General features: G+C 73.4%; 15 protein-coding genes. 11 read left to right on the top strand and 4 right to left on the bottom strand.

All coding sequences use genetic code 11. The features are described from left to right. Positions 1–76 precede the first annotated feature (76 nt). Positions 77–733 carry an NAD(P)H-binding protein gene (locus ACFUK0_RS27190; protein ID WP_380254698.1) on the bottom strand — a complete coding sequence of 219 codons (657 nt, stop codon included), beginning with the start codon at positions 731–733 and terminating at the stop codon, positions 77–79. Positions 734–773: 40 nt separating this feature from the next. Continuing rightward, positions 774–1223 carry a MarR family winged helix-turn-helix transcriptional regulator gene (locus ACFUK0_RS27185; protein WP_380254696.1) on the bottom strand — a complete coding sequence of 150 codons (450 nt, stop codon included), beginning with the start codon at positions 1221–1223 and terminating at the stop codon, positions 774–776. Between the two features lie 127 nt (positions 1224–1350). Between ACFUK0_RS27185 and ACFUK0_RS27180 the strand changes: the two genes are divergently transcribed. The 7 genes from ACFUK0_RS27180 to ACFUK0_RS27150 all read left to right on the top strand — a co-directional run bounded on the left by ACFUK0_RS27180 (position 1351) and on the right by ACFUK0_RS27150 (position 9519). After that, entirely contained in the window at positions 1351–2277 is a 927-nt protein-coding gene (locus ACFUK0_RS27180; RefSeq protein ID WP_380254694.1) for an NADP-dependent oxidoreductase, read from the top strand. Next, complete coding sequence (locus tag ACFUK0_RS27175; RefSeq protein WP_380254692.1) at positions 2237–3865, top strand: aldehyde dehydrogenase family protein; 1629 nt, start codon at positions 2237–2239, stop codon at positions 3863–3865. Before ACFUK0_RS27180 ends, ACFUK0_RS27175 begins: the two co-directional genes overlap by 41 nt. A gap of 80 nt (positions 3866–3945) precedes the next feature. Next, the gene (dxr, locus tag ACFUK0_RS27170) at positions 3946–5175 is read left to right on the top strand and encodes a 1-deoxy-D-xylulose-5-phosphate reductoisomerase (protein ID WP_380254690.1); all 1230 of its coding nucleotides are present in this window, start codon (positions 3946–3948) and stop codon (positions 5173–5175) included. Positions 5176–5245: 70 nt separating this feature from the next. Continuing rightward, positions 5246–6550, top strand: a complete 1305-nt coding sequence (locus tag ACFUK0_RS27165) for a M50 family metallopeptidase (protein WP_380254688.1) — start codon at positions 5246–5248, stop codon at positions 6548–6550. Between the two features lie 137 nt (positions 6551–6687). After that, the gene (ispG, locus tag ACFUK0_RS27160; RefSeq protein ID WP_380254686.1) at positions 6688–7848 is read left to right on the top strand and encodes a flavodoxin-dependent (E)-4-hydroxy-3-methylbut-2-enyl-diphosphate synthase; all 1161 of its coding nucleotides are present in this window, start codon (positions 6688–6690) and stop codon (positions 7846–7848) included. A gap of 133 nt (positions 7849–7981) precedes the next feature. Further along, complete coding sequence (locus tag ACFUK0_RS27155) at positions 7982–8857, top strand: GNAT family N-acetyltransferase (protein WP_380254700.1); 876 nt, start codon at positions 7982–7984, stop codon at positions 8855–8857. Between the two features lie 86 nt (positions 8858–8943). Further along, positions 8944–9519 (top strand): GNAT family N-acetyltransferase, encoded by a 576-nt coding sequence (locus ACFUK0_RS27150; RefSeq protein ID WP_380254684.1) that lies wholly within the window; start codon positions 8944–8946, stop codon positions 9517–9519. Here the strand turns inward: ACFUK0_RS27150 and ACFUK0_RS27145 are convergent. Further along, on the bottom strand, positions 9492–10415 hold the full coding sequence (locus ACFUK0_RS27145; RefSeq protein ID WP_380254682.1) for an aminoglycoside phosphotransferase family protein: 924 nt from the start codon (positions 10413–10415) through the stop codon (positions 9492–9494). The genes ACFUK0_RS27150 and ACFUK0_RS27145 overlap by 28 nt on opposite strands. Before the next feature lie 73 nt (positions 10416–10488). Then, entirely contained in the window at positions 10489–11649 is a 1161-nt protein-coding gene (locus ACFUK0_RS27140) for a ferritin-like domain-containing protein (RefSeq protein ID WP_380254680.1), read from the bottom strand. Between the two features lie 285 nt (positions 11650–11934). Here ACFUK0_RS27140 and rimP point away from each other — a divergent pair, with 285 nt between their 5' ends. The 4 genes from rimP to infB all read left to right on the top strand — a co-directional run bounded on the left by rimP (position 11935) and on the right by infB (position 17524). Then, on the top strand, positions 11935–12573 hold the full coding sequence (rimP, locus tag ACFUK0_RS27135; RefSeq protein ID WP_380254678.1) for a ribosome maturation factor RimP: 639 nt from the start codon (positions 11935–11937) through the stop codon (positions 12571–12573). A 54-nt stretch (positions 12574–12627) separates the two neighbouring features. Next, on the top strand, positions 12628–13692 hold the full coding sequence (gene nusA, locus ACFUK0_RS27130; protein WP_380254676.1) for a transcription termination factor NusA: 1065 nt from the start codon (positions 12628–12630) through the stop codon (positions 13690–13692). Between the two features lie 85 nt (positions 13693–13777). Then, positions 13778–14071 (top strand): YlxR family protein, encoded by a 294-nt coding sequence (locus ACFUK0_RS27125; protein WP_380254674.1) that lies wholly within the window; start codon positions 13778–13780, stop codon positions 14069–14071. Between the two features lie 252 nt (positions 14072–14323). Continuing rightward, positions 14324–17524 (top strand): translation initiation factor IF-2, encoded by a 3201-nt coding sequence (gene infB / locus ACFUK0_RS27120; RefSeq protein WP_380254672.1) that lies wholly within the window; start codon positions 14324–14326, stop codon positions 17522–17524. Positions 17525–17550: the final 26 nt, after the last annotated feature.

The raw sequence follows: 17550 nt of genomic DNA, 5'->3' as shown, positions 1-17550 counted from the left end.
CCGTCACCGCGTCGCGGTGACGGGGTTCCGTCGTCTTCGGCACTTCCGTTCGTCGTGGCGTGCTCCGGCGGCGGTGTCAGCCGACTGCGGCGACGGCCTCCGCGACCGGGGTGTCGCCGGCCAGCAGTTCGAGGGTGTGCCCGGCCGTGGCGGGGGCCCGCAGCAGTTCGGCGAGGACGGCGGCGACGTCCGCGCGGTCCACGTCGCCGCGGCCGGTGGAGGGCGCGAGGCGGACCAGGCCGGTGCCGGGGCCGTCGGTCAGCCGGCCGGGCCGCAGGATCGTCCAGTCCAGTGCGCCCTGGGCCCGGATGGCGTCGTCCGCCGCGCCCTTGGCCCGCAGGTAGGCCTCGAACACCGGGTCGGCGGGGTAGTCGGCCGTCGCGTGGGCGCCCATCGAGGAGACCATCAGGTAGCGGCGGACGCCGGCGAGTTCGGCCGCGTCCGCGAGGAGGACGGCGGCGTCGCGGTCCACCGAGGTCTTGCGGTCGGCGCCGCTGCCGGGGCCGGCGCCGGCTGCGAAGACCACGGCGTCGGCGCCCTCCAGGAGCTCGGCGAGGGTGTCGGGATCGGTGGCCTCCAGGTCGAGCAGCAGGGGCTGGGCCCCGGCGTCGAGGAGGTCCTGTGCTTGCTCGGGCCGGCGGATGATCCCGGCGGGTTCGTCGCCGCGGGCGGCGAGCAGCCGCTCCAGGCGCAGCGCGATCTGACCGTGGCCACCTGCGATGACGGTACGCATGGTCCGACGGTAGCCGGTCCGGGCGGCCGGGGCGCGGCGGTCAGCCGGCGGCCGGCGGGAAGGCCCGGTCGAGCAGGTCGAACAGGGCCCGGCGCTCGTACGCGTCCAGCTGGGCGAGGCCGGGCAGGCCGGTGGCCATGTCGGCGCGGATCTGCCGGACGGCGGCTTCGCCGTCGGGGGTGAGCAGGACGTTCTTGACCCGGCGGTCGGCGGGGGAGGCCTCCCGGCGGACGAGTGCGCGGGCTTCGAGCCGGTCGACGATGCCGGTGATGTTCGAGGCGTCGCAGCCGAGCAGGTCGGCGAGGGCGCGCATGGGGCGGGGCTGCAGCAGCAGGCTGAGCATCTTGCCCTGCATGAGGGTGAGGCCCTGGTTGGCGGCGACCACGGCGAAGCTGCGGTAGTAGCAGGCGGCCGCGTGGGCGAGCCGCTCCATGAGCAGGTCGGTGCCGGGCCCGTCCGGCTCGGTGGGCGGGGCTGTGCTCTGTGTCATGGATGCAGTCTAGGGCCGATTGCTTGACAACCTCAATCTTTGAGACATACCTTCGATTTATTGCTTGATGACTTCAATCATCTAGCTCATCAAATCTTTCTGCTGCACCATGTTCAGGAGTACCACCATGAAGGCCATCACGTACCGCACCTACGGCAGCCCGGACGTCCTGGAGTACGGCGACGTCCCGGAGCCCAAGCTCGGCGCGGATGCCGTCCTGGTGAAGGTCAGGGCCGCCTCGGTCAACCCGGTCGACTGGAAGATCCAGGCCGGCTACCTGGACAGCGTGATGGACGCGGTCTTCCCCGTCATCCCCGGCTGGGACGTGGCCGGCGTGGTCGAGCAGGTCGGCGTCGGCGTCACCGAGTACGCCGTCGGCGACGAGGTGATCGGCTACGTCCGCGAGGACACGGTCGGCCGCGGCACCTTCGCCGAGTACGTCGCCGCCCCCGTCCGCACCCTCGCCCGCAAGCCCGCCGCCCTCGGCTTCGAGGAGGCCGCCGGCCTTCCGCTCGCCGGGCTCACCGCCTACCAGGCGCTGACCCGCGCGCTGGAGGTGAAGCCCGGTGAGACCCTGCTGGTGCACGCCGCCGCCGGCGGAGTCGGCTCGCTCGCCGTCCAGATCGCCGTCGCGCTCGGGGCCAGGGTGATCGGCACGGCCGGCGAGCACAACCACGACTACCTGCGCGCCCTCGGCGCCGAGCCGGTCGTCTACGGCGACGGCCTGGCCGACCGGGTCCGCGCGCTGGCCCCGGAGGGCGTGGACGCGGTGCTCGACCTGATCGGCGGCGACGCCCTGCAGCTGTCGCCCGGCCTGCTCGCCGACGGCGGCCGGCTCGCCTCGGTCGCGGACGGCGCCGTGCTGGCGCTCGGCGGCCGCTACGTCTTCGTCCGCCCCGACACCGCCGACCTGACCGCGCTCGCCGGCCTCGCCGACGCGGGGCAGCTGCGGGTCGAGGTCGCCGCGACCTTCCCGCTGGAGCGCGCCGCCGACGCCCAGCGTCTCAACGCCGGTGGCCACACCCGCGGCAAGGTCGTCGTCACCGTCGCCTGACCGGGCGCGGCGGCCCGCCGGGTGCGGCCCGCGCAGGGCACGATCGCAGCAACCGCCGCCCGACCCCCGGGCCGCCCGGGCCGCCCGCGCCGGTCCCCCGCCGACCGTCCGACCGACCGACCGAGCCTCCGACCGTCCGACCGTCCGTCCGACTGGCGCACCGGTACCCCGGCCACCACATCCTGGCCCCCCGTCACGTCCCCACCACACCCCCCACCACACCTCCACCAAAGCCCCCGTCACCCGAGACCCCACGGAGCACCGCACCATGACCTCGACACCCACCGCAGCCGCCGCCGACGTGGTGGCCCGGCTGCGCGGCACCTTCGCGACCGGCCGCACCCGCCCGCTCGACTGGCGGCTCGGCCAGCTCGAAGCGCTGCGCACGCTGCTCACCGAGCAGCGCGGCGCCCTGCAGGACGCCCTGCGCGAGGACCTGGGCAAGGGCCCCGCCGAGGCCTACCGCACCGAGATCGGCTTCACCCTGAACGAGCTGGACCACACCGTCCGGCACCTGGCGCAGTGGCTGCGGCCGAAGCCCGCCGCCGTCCCCGAGGCCTTCCTGCCGGCCGAGGCCAGGGCCGTCCGCGAGCCGCTCGGCGTGGTCCTGGTCATCGCGCCGTGGAACTACCCGCTGCAGTTGGCGCTGGCCCCGCTGGTGGGGGCGCTGGCGGCCGGCAACACCGTGGTCGTCAAGCCGAGCGAGCTGGCGCCCGCCACCTCCGCCGCGCTGGCCCGGCTGCTGCCGCGCTACCTCGACCCGCAGGCCGTCGCCGTCGTCGAGGGTGCGGTGCCGGAGACCACCGCCCTGTTGGAGCAGCGCTTCGACCACATCTTCTACACCGGCAACGGCGCGGTCGGACGGATCGTCATGACCGCCGCGGCCAGGAACCTGACGCCCGTCACGCTGGAGCTGGGCGGCAAGAGCCCGGTCGTCGTCGACGCCGACGCGGACCTCGCCGTCACCGCGCGGCGGATCGTCCGCGGCAAGTTCCTCAACGCCGGGCAGACCTGTGTCGCGCCCGACTACGTGCTCGCCGTCGGCGGCAGCGCCCCCGCGCTGGAGGCGGAGCTGGCCGAGGCCGTCCGTGAGGCGTACGGGGACGACCCGGCGGCCGATCCCGAGTACGGGCGGATCGTCAACACCCGGCACTTCGACCGGTTGACGGCGCTGCTCGGCGACGGCCGTACGGTGACGGGCGGCGGGCACGACCGCGCGACCCGCTACCTGGCACCGACCGTGCTCGCGGACGTCTCGCCGCAGGCGCCGGTGATGCAGGCCGAGATCTTCGGCCCCGTCCTGCCGGTGATCCCCGTGCCGGACCTGGACGCGGCGATCGCCTTCGTCAACGAGCGCGACAAACCGCTGGCGCTGTACGCCTTCACCGGCTCCGAGCGGACCAAGCAGCGGCTGGCCGAGGAGACCTCCTCGGGGGCGCTGGTGTTCGGGCTGCCGGTGTCGCACCTGGCGGTGCCCGAGCTCCCGTTCGGCGGGGTCGGGGAGAGCGGGATGGGCCGCTACCACGGCGAGTACTCGGTGGACACCTTCAGCCACACCAAGGCCGTCCTGGACAAGCCGCTGCACTGAGGTCCGGGAAGGCCCGGCCGCCGGGCCGCAGATCCTGCCCGCCGCGCCCCCGGGCCCGGCGGGCAGGACACAATGGGCACATGAACTCGCTCGCCCACCCGCAGCTGCGCTTCACCCCCCAGGTCAAGGACCTCTCAGGCCCCCGGGAGCTGGTGATCCTCGGCTCCACCGGCTCGATCGGGACCCAGGCCATCGACGTGGTGCTGCGCAACCCCGACCGGTTCAGGGTGGTCGCCCTGTCGGCGGCCGGCGGCCGGGTGGCGCTGCTCGCCGAGCAGGCCCTGCGACTGGGCGTGCACACCGTGGCGGTCGCCGATCCGGGCGCCGAGCCGGCCCTGCGCGAGGCGCTGGCCGCGAACGCCGCCGGCCGCCCGCTGCCGGCGATCCTGACCGGTCCGGACGCGGCGACCGAACTGGCCGCGCTGGAGTGCCACTCGGTGCTGAACGGCATCACCGGCTCGATCGGCCTGCGTCCGACGCTGGCCGCGCTGCGGGCCGGCCGGGTGCTGGTGCTGGCCAACAAGGAGTCGCTGATCGTCGGCGGCCCGCTGGTGAAGGCGCTGGCGAAGCCGGGCCAGATCGTCCCGGTGGACTCCGAGCACACCGCGATCTTCCAGGCACTGGCCGGCGGTACCCGGGCCGAGGTCCGCAAGCTGGTGGTGACCGCGAGCGGCGGGCCGTTCCGGGGCCGGACGCGGGAGCAGCTCGCCGCGGTCACCCCGGACGACGCGCTCGCACACCCGACCTGGGCGATGGGCCCGGTGATCACGATCAACTCGGCGACCCTGGTCAACAAGGGCCTGGAGGTGATCGAGGCGCACTTGCTGTACGACGTGCCGTTCGACCGGATCGAGGTCGTGGTCCATCCGCAGTCCGTCGTGCACTCGATGGTGGAGTTCTCGGACGGCTCCACGCTCGCCCAGGCCAGCCCGCCCGACATGCGGATGCCGATCGCGCTCGGCCTCGGCTGGCCCGACCGGGTGCCGGACGCCGCGCCGGGCTGCGACTGGACGAAGGCCGCCACCTGGGAGTTCTTCCCGCTCGACAACGAGGCGTTCCCGGCGGTGCAGCTGGCCCGTGAGGTCGGCACGCTCGGCGGCACCGCCCCCGCGGTCTTCAACGCGGCGAACGAGGAGTGCGTGGAGGCTTTCCTGAAGGGCGGGCTGGCTTTCACCGGGATCGTGGACACTGTTGCCAAGGTCGTGGCCGAACACGGCAGGCCGGCCGCGGGAACTTCTCTGACGGTCGAGGACGTCCTGCACGCGGAGGACTGGGCCCGCGCCCGGGCCCGCGAGCTGGCGGCCGGCTGACCGGCCGCACGGACGACAGGGACGGTACGGACCCGATGGGTGCACTGAGCGGCGTGACGGAGGACCAGCGGTGACGGCAGTGATGTGGTTGATCGGCCTGGCGGTCTTCGCGGTCGGGCTGCTGTTCTCGATCGCCTGGCACGAGCTCGGCCACCTCTCCTGGGCCAAGATCTTCGGGATCCGGGTGCCGCAGTACATGGTCGGCTTCGGCCCGACCCTGTGGTCCCGCAAGAAGGGCGAGACGGAGTACGGCTTCAAGGCGATCCCGTTCGGCGGGTACATCCGCATGATCGGGATGTTCCCGCCGGGCGCGGACGGCCGGATCACCCAGCGCAGCAGCTCGCCCTGGCGCTCCATGATCGAGGACGCCCGCGAGGCCTCCTACGAGGAGTTGCAGGACGGCGACGAGACGCGGCTGTTCTACACCCGCAAGCCGTGGAAGCGCGTCATCGTGATGTTCGCCGGGCCGTTCATGAACCTCATCCTGGCGTTCGTGCTGTTCCTGACCGTGATGATGGGCTTCGGGGTCGGGATGTCCGTCCCGACCGTCCAGTCGGTGTCGCAGTGCGTGGTGCCGGCCGGCCGGCCGACCGACTCCTGCCCGGCCGATGCGAAGGCCTCCCCGGCGGCCGCCGCGGGCCTGCGGGGCGGCGACACGATCGTGTCGTTCAACGGCGAGCGGATCCACGACTACGCGCAGCTCCAGGCGGACATCCGCAAGTCGGCCGGGCTGACCGTGCCGGTGGTGGTGCGGCGCGACGGGCAGGAGGTCACCCTCACCCCGACGATCGGCACCAACCTCGTCCAGAAGTACGACGCCAACGACGTCCCGCTGAAGGGCCAGACCGTGCAGGCCGGCTTCCTCGGCTTCGCACCGGCGTACGGGGTGGTCCACCTCGGCTTCGGCGAGAGCCTCGACCGGATGTACACCAACGCCGAGACCGGCATCAAGTCGCTGGTCGCGCTGCCCGGCAAGATCCCGGGCCTGTGGAACTCGATCGTGGACGGCGCCCCGCGTGACGTGGACTCCCCGATCGGCATGGTCGGCGCGGCCCGGATCGGCGGCGACGTCTTCTCCCTGGAGATCCCCGCCACCCAGCGGATCGCCTTCATGATCAACCTGCTGGCGGGCATCAACCTGTCGCTCTTCCTCTTCAACATGCTGCCGCTGCTCCCGCTGGACGGCGGCCACATCGCCGGCGCGCTCTGGGAGTCGGCCCGGCGCCGGGCCGCGCGGCTCATGAAGCGCGCCGACCCGGGCCCGTTCGACGTGGCCAAGCTGATGCCCGTGGCGTACGTGGTGGCGAGCATCTTCATCGGATTCACGCTGCTCGTGCTCGTCGCGGACCTGGTCAACCCCGTCAAGATCAGCTAGCCGGCGTTGCCTGCGGGTGTGCTCCGTGCCCCGCAGGTGCCGTACCGTTGACGCCGGGTGCGGTGACGACTGCGCACCCGGCCCGGCCGCCGCAAGCGGCCCGACCACCCACCTCAACCCCGGGGAACCCTGCGCACATGACCGCGATCTCGCTCGGTATTCCGTCCCTGCCGCTCAAGCCCCTCGCCACGCGCCGCGTCTCCCGGCAGATCATGGTCGGCTCCGTGCCGGTGGGTGGCGACGCCCCGATCTCCGTCCAGTCGATGACCACCACGGTCACCGCGGACATCAACGCGACCCTCCAGCAGATCGCCGAGCTGACGGCCTCCGGCTGCCAGATCGTGCGCGTCGCCGTCCCCACGCAGGACGACGCGGACGCACTGCCGATCATCGCCAAGAAGTCCGGCATCCCGGTGATCGCCGACATCCACTTCCAGCCGAAGTACGTCTTCGCGGCGATCGAGGCCGGCTGCGCCGCCGTGCGGGTGAACCCGGGCAACATCAAGCAGTTCGACGACAAGGTCGGCGAGATCGCCAAGGCGGCCAAGGACGCCGGCGTGCCGATCCGGATCGGCGTCAACGCCGGGTCCCTCGACAAGCGGCTGCTGGAGAAGTACGGCCGGGCCACTCCGGAGGCGCTGGTCGAGTCCGCGCTGTGGGAGTGCTCGCTGTTCGAGGAGCACGACTTCCGCGACATCAAGATCTCGGTCAAGCACAACGACCCGGTCGTGATGATCAACGCCTACCGCCAGCTCGCGGCGGCCTGCGACTACCCGCTGCACCTCGGTGTCACCGAGGCCGGCCCGGCGTTCCAGGGCACCATCAAGTCGGCGGTCGCCTTCGGCGCACTGCTGGCCGAGGGCATCGGCGACACCATCCGGGTCTCCCTCTCCGCCCCGCCGGCGGAGGAGGTCAAGGTCGGCAACCAGATCCTGGAGTCCCTCAACCTGCGCCAGCGCGGGCTGGAGATCGTCTCCTGCCCGTCCTGCGGCCGGGCCCAGGTCGACGTCTACAAGCTCGCCGAGGAGGTCACCGCCGGCCTGGAGGGCATGGAGGTGCCGCTGCGGGTCGCGGTCATGGGCTGCGTCGTGAACGGTCCGGGTGAGGCCCGCGAGGCCGACCTCGGGGTCGCCTCCGGCAACGGCAAGGGCCAGATCTTCGTGAAGGGCGAGGTCATCAAGACCGTCCCCGAGTCGAAGATCGTCGAGACGCTGATCGAGGAGGCCCTGAAGCTCGCCGAGCTGATGCAGGCCGAGGGCGTCGAGGCCGGCTCCCCGACGGTGGTCGCCGCCGACTGACCGGCCGAAGTACTTCCGGCACGGGGTCGTCCGTCCTCGGACGACCCTGTGGCCGTATCCGGGTGGGGCCACGGAGTAGGGTGCGGCAAGAGTCTCTGAGTGAGGTGCTGTCTCGATGCTCGATCGAGGTGTGATGCTCCCCAGCGCGTTCCAGGCCGCCCGAGCCCTGGCGACCACCCGCGTCCTCGAAGCCCCGGACCTCGCGGACACCCTCGCGGTGCTGCACCGCGACCCGGTGGCCAACGCCTTCGTGGCGACCCGGGTCGAGTCCGTCGGTCTCGACCCGTGGCGCCTCGGCGGCGAGATGTGGGGCTGGTACGACGAGGACGGGAACCTGGAGTCGCTCTGCTACGCCGGGGCCAACCTCGTCCTGGTGAACGCCGGCCCCGAGGCCGTCCGTGCCTTCGCCGAGCGGGCCCGCCGCCAGGGCCGCCGCTGCTCCTCCATCGTCGGCCCGGCCGACTCCACCGCCGCCCTGTGGGCGCTGCTGGAGCGCAGCTGGGGCCCGGCCCGTGAAGTGCGCGCGCACCAGCCGCTGCTCGCCGCGACCGCCCCGTCCGCCGAGGTGCCGGCCGACCCGCTGGTCCGCCGGGTCCGCCGGGGCGAGGTCGAGACGATCATGCCGGCCTGCGTGGCGATGTTCACCGAGGAGGTCGGGATCTCCCCGCTGGCCGGTGACGGCGGGCTGCTCTACCAGGCCCGGGTCGCCGAACTCGTCGGCGCGGGCCGCTCGTTCGCCCGGATCACCGAGGACGGCGAGGTGCTCTTCAAGGCCGAGATCGGCGCCGTCACCCAGGGTGCCTGCCAGATCCAGGGCGTCTGGGTCGCCCCCGGGCACCGCGGCCAGGGGCTCTCCGTGACCGGTATGGCGGCCGTCCTCGACATCGCCCTGCGCGAGGTCGCCCCGGTGGTCTCGCTCTACGTCAACGACTACAACCTGCGGGCCCGCGCCGCCTACCGCCGGGTCGGCTTCCGCGAGGTCGGCGCGTTCATGAGCGTCCTGTTCTGATCCCGCGGTTCCGGCCTGCCGGGGCTCCGCCCGGCGGGCCCGCGGCGGCATCGGCGGGTGCTCCGCAGGTAGTAACGTCCGTGGGCATGGAGCAGCTGACCGAGGTGACGATCGAGGCCATCGACCTGGCGGCCTGGGCGCCGTACGCGCTGGAGGTGCAGGCGGTGGCGTTCGGGCTGACGCCCGAGGAGGTCGCGGTACGGCTGCACATCGTCGGACGGCACGCGCTGCAGCCCGGGGTGATCGCGCTGGGGGCGATGAGCGGCGGCCGGCTGGTCGGGTTCGGGTACGGGATGCCCAACCACCGGGAGCACTGGTGGAGCACCGTGATCGAGCCGTACCTGGAGGAACAGGGGTACGGCGACTGGCTGGACGAGGTCTTCGCGATCACCGAGCTGCACGTACTGCCGCAGTTCCAGGGCCGGGGTGTCGGGAGCGGGCTGATCAGGACGCTCTGCGAGCGATCGGGCCTGCCGCGCAGCATCCTGTCGGCGATCGACGCCGAGACGCCGGCCCGCCGGCTCTACCGGTCGCTCGGCTACCGGGACCTGGCGCGGGCGGTGCGGTTCCCCAACACGGAGCGCCCGTACGCGGTGATGGGCGCGCGGCTGCCGTTGCGGGCCGGGCGGGCCGGTCAGAGCGAGTCGGCGAACTCCAGGTAGAGCCGGCCCTTCTCGCCGTCCCCGGTGTGCAGGCCGCGCAGGCCGGCGGCGACCGTCCGGAAGAGTGTCCAGCCGCGCAGCCGGTCGTGGTCGACGTCGACGGCCTCGGCGAGCTGGTGCAGCCGGCGGCGGACGGCGCCGCGGGCGCCGGGGGAGCCGATCAGGGTGTCGGCCCGGTCCCGGGCGAGCCGAGCGAGGTCGTAGGCGCGTTCGCCGACCAGCGGGCGGGGGTCGATGGCCAGCCAGGGCGCGCGGTCGGCGGCGAGCACGTTGCCGTGGTGGAAGTCCCCGTGCAGCAGGAACTCCTCGCCCTTGCCGGCGAGCAGGTCCTCGGCGGCGGCGAGCGCCTCGTCGGCGAGCGGCCGGACGTCGGCGGCGGCGGGGAGCTCGCGGTGGCGGCGCAGGGCGTCGATCCGGTCCGCGACGTGGTCGGCGACGGTGGTGAACGGGTGGCCGTCCGGGGGCGCCACCCACAGGTGCCGGAGCAGGCTGGTGGCCTCCAGCATGGCCTTGGCCTCGGCGAGTGAGCGCAGCGGTATGTCCCCGTGCAGGCGTTCCAGCAGCAGCACGCCCTCGGCGGGGTCGGCGTCGAGCAGCAGGACGGCGCCGCGTCCGGCCCAGTGGGCGAGTGCGGCGTGCTCCTGGGCGGTCTCGGGGGTGAGCAGTCCGGCCTTGAGCACGGCGGGGCCGAGGTCGTCCCGGCGGACGTACCCGACCAGGCTGAGCCGGCCGCCCGGGTCGAGGACGCGCTCCAGGGTGAGGTCCCACCGGTGGAGGTACCGCTCGACCTGCCCCGGCAGCTCCGCCAGCCAGGTGCGGCCGCGCTCGCCGTGGTGGGTGCCGATGCTCTTCGCCAGGTACGGGGGGACGCTGATCTGCCCTGGTGCTGCCGACATGCTGGCCTTCCGGTTGGACGCTTCCCCCGTGGTCCTACCCGTCCATTGTCGGCCATGAACGGGAACCCGCAGGTCAGCGGGTGGCGGACGGGCCGGGGGTGAGGCTGGTGGAGCCGTCGGCCGGGGCGGTGGCCGAGGGGGTGGCGGTGGCGGCCTGTTCGGGGACGCCGGGGAACGCGGCGGGGGCGGCGCCCCAGCGCCGGGCCTGCAGGGCGCTGCCGCGCAGGGCGTTCGCGGCGGCGGTGCGCTGCCGGGCCGGGAGGGCGGCGACGAGGTTCGCGTAGACGTCGGTCAACCGGGTCTCGATGTGGCCGGCGAGCTTGGCGGCGCCGGCCGCATCGCCCACGGGGAAGGGGAGTTGGTAGCCCGCGGCGGCCGCGCCGGGGGTGGCGCCGGCGCCGGCCAGTTCGCGGTGCAGGCTGTCTCGCCGGGCCTCGTGGGCGGCGTAGGCGGTGCGGGCGTCGGCGCGCTGCTGGTCGTCGGGGAGCCGGGCGCCGACGACGCCGTAGCCGTAGACGGCGGCGTGTTCGGCGCTGAGGGCGCCCTGCAGCGCGGTCGCCGCCTCGGTGGTCAGCGGGGTGGCGCTCGGGGAGGGCGATCCCGGGCCGGTGGGGGGAGCGGAGGCGGCCGCTGACGGGGAGTCGGCGGAGCCGGGGGAGCCGGTGGCCGCCGTGGTGGCGGAGGGTGACGGTGCGACGGGCGCCGGCGCCGGGTCCGTCACCGGGGTGGTGTCGCCGAGGGCGGCGGCGTGCAGGGCGTCGGCGGCGGAGACGGAGGCGAGCAGCCGGGCGAGGTCGGGGGAGGCGGCGGGCAGGTCCGCGAGCCGGGCCTCGGCGGTCTGCCGTTCGGCCGCACCGAGGGCGGCGACGGTGGTGACCGGGACGCCGGTCGGGCCGGCCGGCACCGAGGCGGAGGCCGAGCCGGAGGCGGATGCAGGGGCGGACGGACTCGCGCTCGGCAGGCCGGCCGCGAACGCGGCCCGGTGCTGGAGCAGCTCGGCCCGCAGTGACTGGAGCTGCGCGGCCTGCGCGGCGCCCGGGCCGGCCAGCACGGTGTCGTAGGCGGCGAGCAGGGCGTCGGTGGCCGCGACGGCGCGGCTGCGCACCGGGGTGTCCGGGTCGGGCTGCCGCTGCTCGCCGGTGTCCTCGTGGTGGGTGCCGGTGCAGGCGGTGAGGAGTGCGGCGGCGGCGAGCAGCCCGAGGGTCAGGACGGTCCGTCTGCGGGGGGCCTGCATCGGTGTCTCTCCCGGGGCGTGGGGGAGCGCCTGCACTCCCGATCGCGTGAATCATTACAGAACGCACACGCCTGCGGGGGCGGCCGGGGATACGGGTCGCGGGTGTGAGCTTGCTCGCAGTGCGGCGGGGCGGGGCGCGGCGCCGGTTGTTCGGAATCGGTGGTTCGGGGGTTGACCGGATAGGCTTTGGGCCGAGTTGCTGCGACGCACCCGATGGGGGAGAACCCTCGGGGCGATGCGGTATGACCTTCTGACAACAGCAGACGCGGCCGAGGAGTCACCCGGATGAGCACGACCCAGATCGACCGGCTGCGTGCGCTGCTGGAGCCGCTGGCCGCCGAGTCCGGCCTGGATCTGGAGGACGTCAAGGTCACCCAGGCCGGCAGTCGCCGCCAGGTGCAGATCGACGTGGACGCCGAGGGCGGCGTGGACCTGGACGCGATCGCCGACTTCAGCCGGGAGGTCGGCCAGGCGCTGGACGACTCCGACGTGCTGGGCAGTGCCGCGTACGTCCTGGAGGTCGGTTCGCCCGGTGTCGACCGCCCGCTCACCGTGCCCCGCCACTGGCGCCGGGCCGAGGGCCGCCTGGTCGCCGTGAAGCTGGCGGACGGCAGTGAGATCACCGCCCGCGTGCTGTCGGCCGACGAGGACGGCGCGCTGGTCGAGGTGCAGCCGGTGAAGGGCCGCGGCAAGGCCAAGGAGCGCCGTCTGGAGTACACCGAGGTGTCCAGGGCGCGCGTCCAGGTGGAGTTCAACCGCAAGGACGAGAAGCTCCTCGACGAGACCGAGGACCTCGGCGACACCGACGACGGCGACGACACCGACGACGGCGACATCGACGACGGCGACGACACCCATGACGACACCGACGAGGACGAGACCACCGGCGGGGGCCCCGACGAGGGGCGCGACGCCGCGGAATGACGACCTCCGCACCATCCGCACCATGAACGTGAAGAAAGACGAGGAGGCGTAGCCGTGGACATCGACATGAGCGCCCTGCGTGGGCTGGTTACCGAGAAGAACATCCCCTTCGACCTGCTGGTCGAGTCGATCGAGTCGGCCCTCCTCATTGCGTACCACCGCACCGAGGGGTCGCGCCGCCGTGCGCGCGTCGAGCTGGACCGCAAGAGCGGCCACGTGACGGTGTGGGCGCTGGAGGACCCGGCGGAGCTGGACGAGGGCGTCGAGCCGAAGGAGTTCGACGACACCCCGGGCGGCTTCGGCCGGATCGCCGCCAGCACCGCGAAGCAGGTCATCCTGCAGCGGCTGCGCGACGCCGCCGACGACCAGACCTTCGGCGAGTACGCGGGCAAGGAGGGCGACATCGTCACCGGTGTCGTCCAGCAGGGCAACGACCCGAAGAACGTGCTGGTCGACATCGGCAAGCTGGAGGCCATCCTGCCCCCGCAGGAGCAGGTGCCCGGCGAGGACTACAAGCACGGCACCCGCCTGAAGTGCTACGTGGTGGCGGTGCGCCGCGGTGTGCGCGGTGCGTCGGTGACGCTCTCGCGCACCCACCCCAACCTGGTGCGCAAGCTGTTCGCGCTGGAGGTCCCGGAGATCGCCGACGGCAGCGTCGAGATCGCCGCGATCGCCCGCGAGGCCGGCCACCGCACCAAGATCGCCGTCTGGTCGCGCCGCCAGGGCCTGAACGCCAAGGGCGCCTGCATCGGCCCGGTCGGCAGCCGGGTGCGCAACGTGATGGCCGAGCTGCACGGCGAGAAGATCGACATCGTCGACTGGTCCGAGGACCCGGCGGAGATGGTCGCCGCGGCGCTGTCCCCCGCGCGGGTGACGAAGGTCGAGATCGTCGACTACGCCCAGCGTTCCGCACGGGTGATCGTGCCGGACTACCAGCTGTCGCTGGCGATCGGCAAGGAGGGCCAGAACGCCCGCCTGGCCGCCCGCCTGACCGGCTGGCGGATCGACATCCGGCCCGACACCGAGGGCCAGGACGACGCCGGTGACGACCGCCGTGACGAGGGTCGCCGTGACGAGCGTCACGACGACCGGTCGCAGGGCCGGTACGCCGGCGAGTAGCCTGCTGCGCCGATCCGAGTCACCGTGCCGTCCCGCCCGAACCGGCGGGGCGGCACCATGTCCCTTCGGAGGGGTAGACTTGCCTTTGTCTGGCCGGACGCATGTCCGAGCACGCCCGGAGCGCACCTGCGTGGGCTGCCGCAAGCGAGCGGCCAAGCACCAGCTGTTGCGTGTCACGGCGGTTGAGGGCGTCTGCGTCCCCGATCCCCGTGGTGCACTTCCGGGCCGGGGTGCACACCTGCATCTCGACCCGACCTGCCTCGACCTCGCGGTCCGCCGCCGGGCGTTCCCCAGGGCCTTCCGGCTCCAGGGCGTGCTCGACACGGATCGGCTCCGCGAGTACGTCGAGGAGCGGGCTGGCGGCACCCCGGCGTCCTGAGGCTTCCCTCGGGCCCGCCTGGAGGGGAACGCCGCCCGTTACGGCCGCCGCTTCGTGCGGCGGAGAAGCACCGAAATGCACAGTGCGCGTGTATCCGCGCGCCGTGCGATCCAGTCAGGTACCTCGCGATGTGGAAGTAGGTCGAGATTGCGATGAGCACTCGATGAGTACGCGATGAGTACGCGATGGGTACGCCCATGAAGTAGCGACAGTCCGGCGGACGATCACCCCGGACTCATAGACAGGAGTGAAGTGGCTAAGGTCCGGGTTTACGAACTCGCCAAGGAGCTTGGCTTGGAGAGCAAGGCCGTCATGGCCAAGCTCACCGAGCTCGGTGAGTTCGTCCGTTCGGCGTCCTCGACCATCGAGGCGCCGGTCGTACGCAAGTTGACTGACGCGCTTGGAGTGGCCCCCACGGGTGGTTCCGCTGCCAAGCCCGGCCCGCGCAAGCCCGCGGCGCCGCAGCCCGCCGGTGGTGCAGCCGCACCCCGTCCGGGTGCCCCCACCCCGGGTCCGCGCCCTGCCGCGACCCCGGGTCCCCGTCCCACCCCGGCCGCTGCGGCCCCGGTGGCCCCCGCGGCTCCGGCCGCGCCGGCCGCCCCCGCCGCCGCGAAGCCGGCCTCCGCGACTCCGGGCCCGCGCCCGGCGGCGCGTCCGGTCACGCCGGCGGCTCCGGCCGCTCCGGCTGCCGAGTTCTCCTCGCCGGCTCCCGCCGGTGACGCGGCTCCGGCCGAGCGCCCGGCCGCCCCGGCGGCTCCCGCCGCGCGTCCGGCTGCTGCGGCTCCGGCCGCGGGCGGTGCCCGTCCGGGCCCGCGTCCGGCCGGTCCGCGTCCGGGGAACAACCCCTTCACCTCGGGCAGTGCCACGGGCATGGCCCGTCCCGGCGACCGTCGTCCGGCCGCGCCGGGTGCCGCTCGTCCGGGTGCCGGTGCTCCGGGTGCCGACCGTGGCGCCCCGCGTCCCGGTGGCGACCGTCCGCGTCCCGACGGCGCCGGTGCGCGTCCGGGTGCCGACCGTGGCGCTCCGCGTCCCGGTGGCGACCGTCCGCGTCCCGCCGGTGCTCCGGGTGCTGACCGTGGCGCTCCGCGTCCCGGTGGCGACCGTCCGCGTCCCGCCGGTGCCCCCGGTGCCGACCGTGGCGCCCGTCCCGCCGGTGCCTCGCGCCCCGACGGAATGCCGCGTCCGGCCGGTCCGCGTCCGGGTGGGCCCAGCCCGTCCGGCATGCCCCGTCCGAACCCCGGCATGATGCCGCAGCGTCCCGCTCCGGGCGCCGGCCCGCGTCCCGGCCCCGGTGGCCGTGGTCCGGGTGGCCCCGGTGGCCGTCCGGGTGGTCCGGGTGCCGGTGCTGGTGCCGGTGGCGCCCGTCCGGGCTTCGCCGGCCGTGCGGCCGGTCCGGGCTCGCGTCCGGCCGGTGGCGGCTTCGGCGGCCCGCGTCCTGGTGGCGCTCCCGGCGGTGGCGGCGGCTTCGGCCCGCGTCCCGGCGGCTTCGGCGGCCGTCCCGGCGGCCCGGGTGCCCGTGGTGGCACGCAGGGTGCCTTCGGTCGTGGCCCGGGCGGTCGCCCGGCCCGTGCCCGCAAGTCGAAGCGTGCGCGCCGTCAGGAATACGAGTCGATGCAGGCTCCGTCCGTCGGCGGTGTGATGCTGCCCCGTGGCAACGGGACGACCGTCCGGCTGTCGCGCGGTGCCTCGCTGATGGACTTCGCGGAGAAGATCAACGCCAACCCGGCCGCGCTCGTCTCGGTGATGTTCAACCTCGGTGAGATGGTCACGGCGACGCAGTCGGTCTCCGACGCGACGCTGGAGATGCTGGCCCAGGAGATGGGCTTCGTTCTCGAGATCGTCAGCCGTGACGACGAGGACCGCGAGCTGCTGGAGTCGTTCGACATCGACTTCGGCGCCGACGAGGGCGACGAGGACGAGCTCATGCCTCGCCCGCCGGTCGTCACCGTCATGGGTCACGTCGACCACGGTAAGACCCGCCTGCTGGACGCCATCCGCAAGACCAACGTGGTGGCCGGCGAGGCCGGTGGCATCACCCAGCACATCGGTGCCTACCAGGTCACGGCGACGGTGAACGGCGAAGAGCGTCCGATCACCTTCCTCGACACCCCGGGTCACGAGGCGTTCTCCGCCATGCGTGCCCGTGGTGCCAAGTCCACCGACATCGCGATCCTGGTGGTCGCGGCCAACGACGGTGTGATGCCGCAGACGGTCGAGGCGTTGAACCACGCCAAGGCCGCCGGTGTGCCGATCGTGGTCGCGGTCAACAAGATCGACGTCGAGGGCGCGGACCCGGTCAAGGTCCGCGGCCAGCTGACCGAGTTCGGTCTGGTGGCGGAGGAGTACGGCGGCGACACCATGTTCGTCGACATCTCCGCGCGCCAGGGTCTGCACATCGACCAGCTGCTCGAGGCCGTCGTCCTCACCGCCGACGCCTCGCTCAACCTGGTGGCCAACCCCGAGCAGGACGCGCAGGGTATCGCCATCGAGGCCCACCTCGACAAGGGCCGCGGCGCCATGGCGACCGTCCTCGTGCAGCGTGGAACGCTGCGCGTCGGCGACTCCATCGCCGTCGGTGACGCGCACGGCCGCGTCCGCGCCATGCTGGACGAGAACGGCAAGAACGTCGCCGAGGCGGGTCCGTCCCGTCCGGTGCTGCTCCTCGGTCTCACCTCGGTGCCCCGCGCCGGCGACAGCTTCATCGTCGTCGACGACGACCGCACCGCGCGTCAGATCGCCGAGAAGCGCTCGACGCGTGACCGCAACGCCATGTTCGCCAAGCGCCCGATGCGGGTCTCCCTGGAGAACCTGGACCAGGCGATCGCGGCCGGCGGCGTGCAGCAGCTCAACCTCATCGTCAAGGGCGATGTCTCCGGTTCCGTGGAGGCCCTTGAGGACGCACTCGTCAAGCTCGACGTGGGCGACGAGGTCGAGCTCCGGATCCTGCACCGCGGTGTGGGTGCCATCACCGAGTCCGACGTGGACCTGGCGATGGGTTCGGACGCCATCATCATCGGCTTCAACGTGCGCGCCGAAGGCCGCGCCCGTACCGCGGCCGACCGCGAGGGCGTCGACGTCCGGTACTACTCGGTCATCTACCAGGCGATCGAGGAGATCGAGGCGGCCCTCAAGGGTCTGCTCAAGCCGGAGTACGAGGAGGTGCGCCTCGGTTCCGCGGAGATCCGCGAGGTGTTCCGCTCCTCCAAGTTCGGCAACATCGCGGGTGTCATCGTCCGCGAGGGCCTGCTGCGCCGCAACGCCAAGGCTCGCCTCATCCGCGACGGCAAGCTCATCACGGAGAACCTCACCATCGAGGGCCTGCGTCGTTTCAAGGACGACGCGACCGAGGTCCGCGAGGGCTTCGAGGCCGGTGTGACCCTGGGGTCGTTCAACGACATCAAGGTCGACGACGTCATCGAGACGTACGAGATGCGCGAGAAGCCGCGCGCGTAAGCGAGTGGTGGGCCGGGGCCGGTCGG

It is taken from the genome of Kitasatospora sp. NPDC057223, assembly GCF_042669755.1.
Classification (GTDB): domain Bacteria; phylum Actinomycetota; class Actinomycetes; order Streptomycetales; family Streptomycetaceae; genus Kitasatospora.
Note: the sequence above shows the minus strand (reverse complement) of the source record. Positions and strands in the feature narration are given on the sequence as shown.

Bases quoted from the DNA above. Each gene is read 5' to 3' on its own strand.
- ACFUK0_RS27190 (WP_380254698.1), bottom strand. From the start codon at position 733: ATGCGTACCGTCATCGCAGGTGGCCACGGTCAGATCGCGCTGCGCCTG.
- ACFUK0_RS27185 (WP_380254696.1), bottom strand. From the start codon at position 1,223: ATGACACAGAGCACAGCCCCGCCCACCGAGCCGGACGGGCCCGGCACC.
- ACFUK0_RS27180 (WP_380254694.1), top strand. From the start codon at position 1,351: ATGAAGGCCATCACGTACCGCACCTACGGCAGCCCGGACGTCCTGGAG.
- dxr (WP_380254690.1), top strand. From the start codon at position 3,946: ATGAACTCGCTCGCCCACCCGCAGCTGCGCTTCACCCCCCAGGTCAAG.
- ispG (WP_380254686.1), top strand. From the start codon at position 6,688: ATGACCGCGATCTCGCTCGGTATTCCGTCCCTGCCGCTCAAGCCCCTC.
- ACFUK0_RS27155 (WP_380254700.1), top strand. From the start codon at position 7,982: ATGCTCCCCAGCGCGTTCCAGGCCGCCCGAGCCCTGGCGACCACCCGC.
- ACFUK0_RS27150 (WP_380254684.1), top strand. From the start codon at position 8,944: ATGGAGCAGCTGACCGAGGTGACGATCGAGGCCATCGACCTGGCGGCC.
- ACFUK0_RS27145 (WP_380254682.1), bottom strand. From the start codon at position 10,415: ATGTCGGCAGCACCAGGGCAGATCAGCGTCCCCCCGTACCTGGCGAAG.
- ACFUK0_RS27140 (WP_380254680.1), bottom strand. From the start codon at position 11,649: ATGCAGGCCCCCCGCAGACGGACCGTCCTGACCCTCGGGCTGCTCGCC.
- rimP (WP_380254678.1), top strand. From the start codon at position 11,935: ATGAGCACGACCCAGATCGACCGGCTGCGTGCGCTGCTGGAGCCGCTG.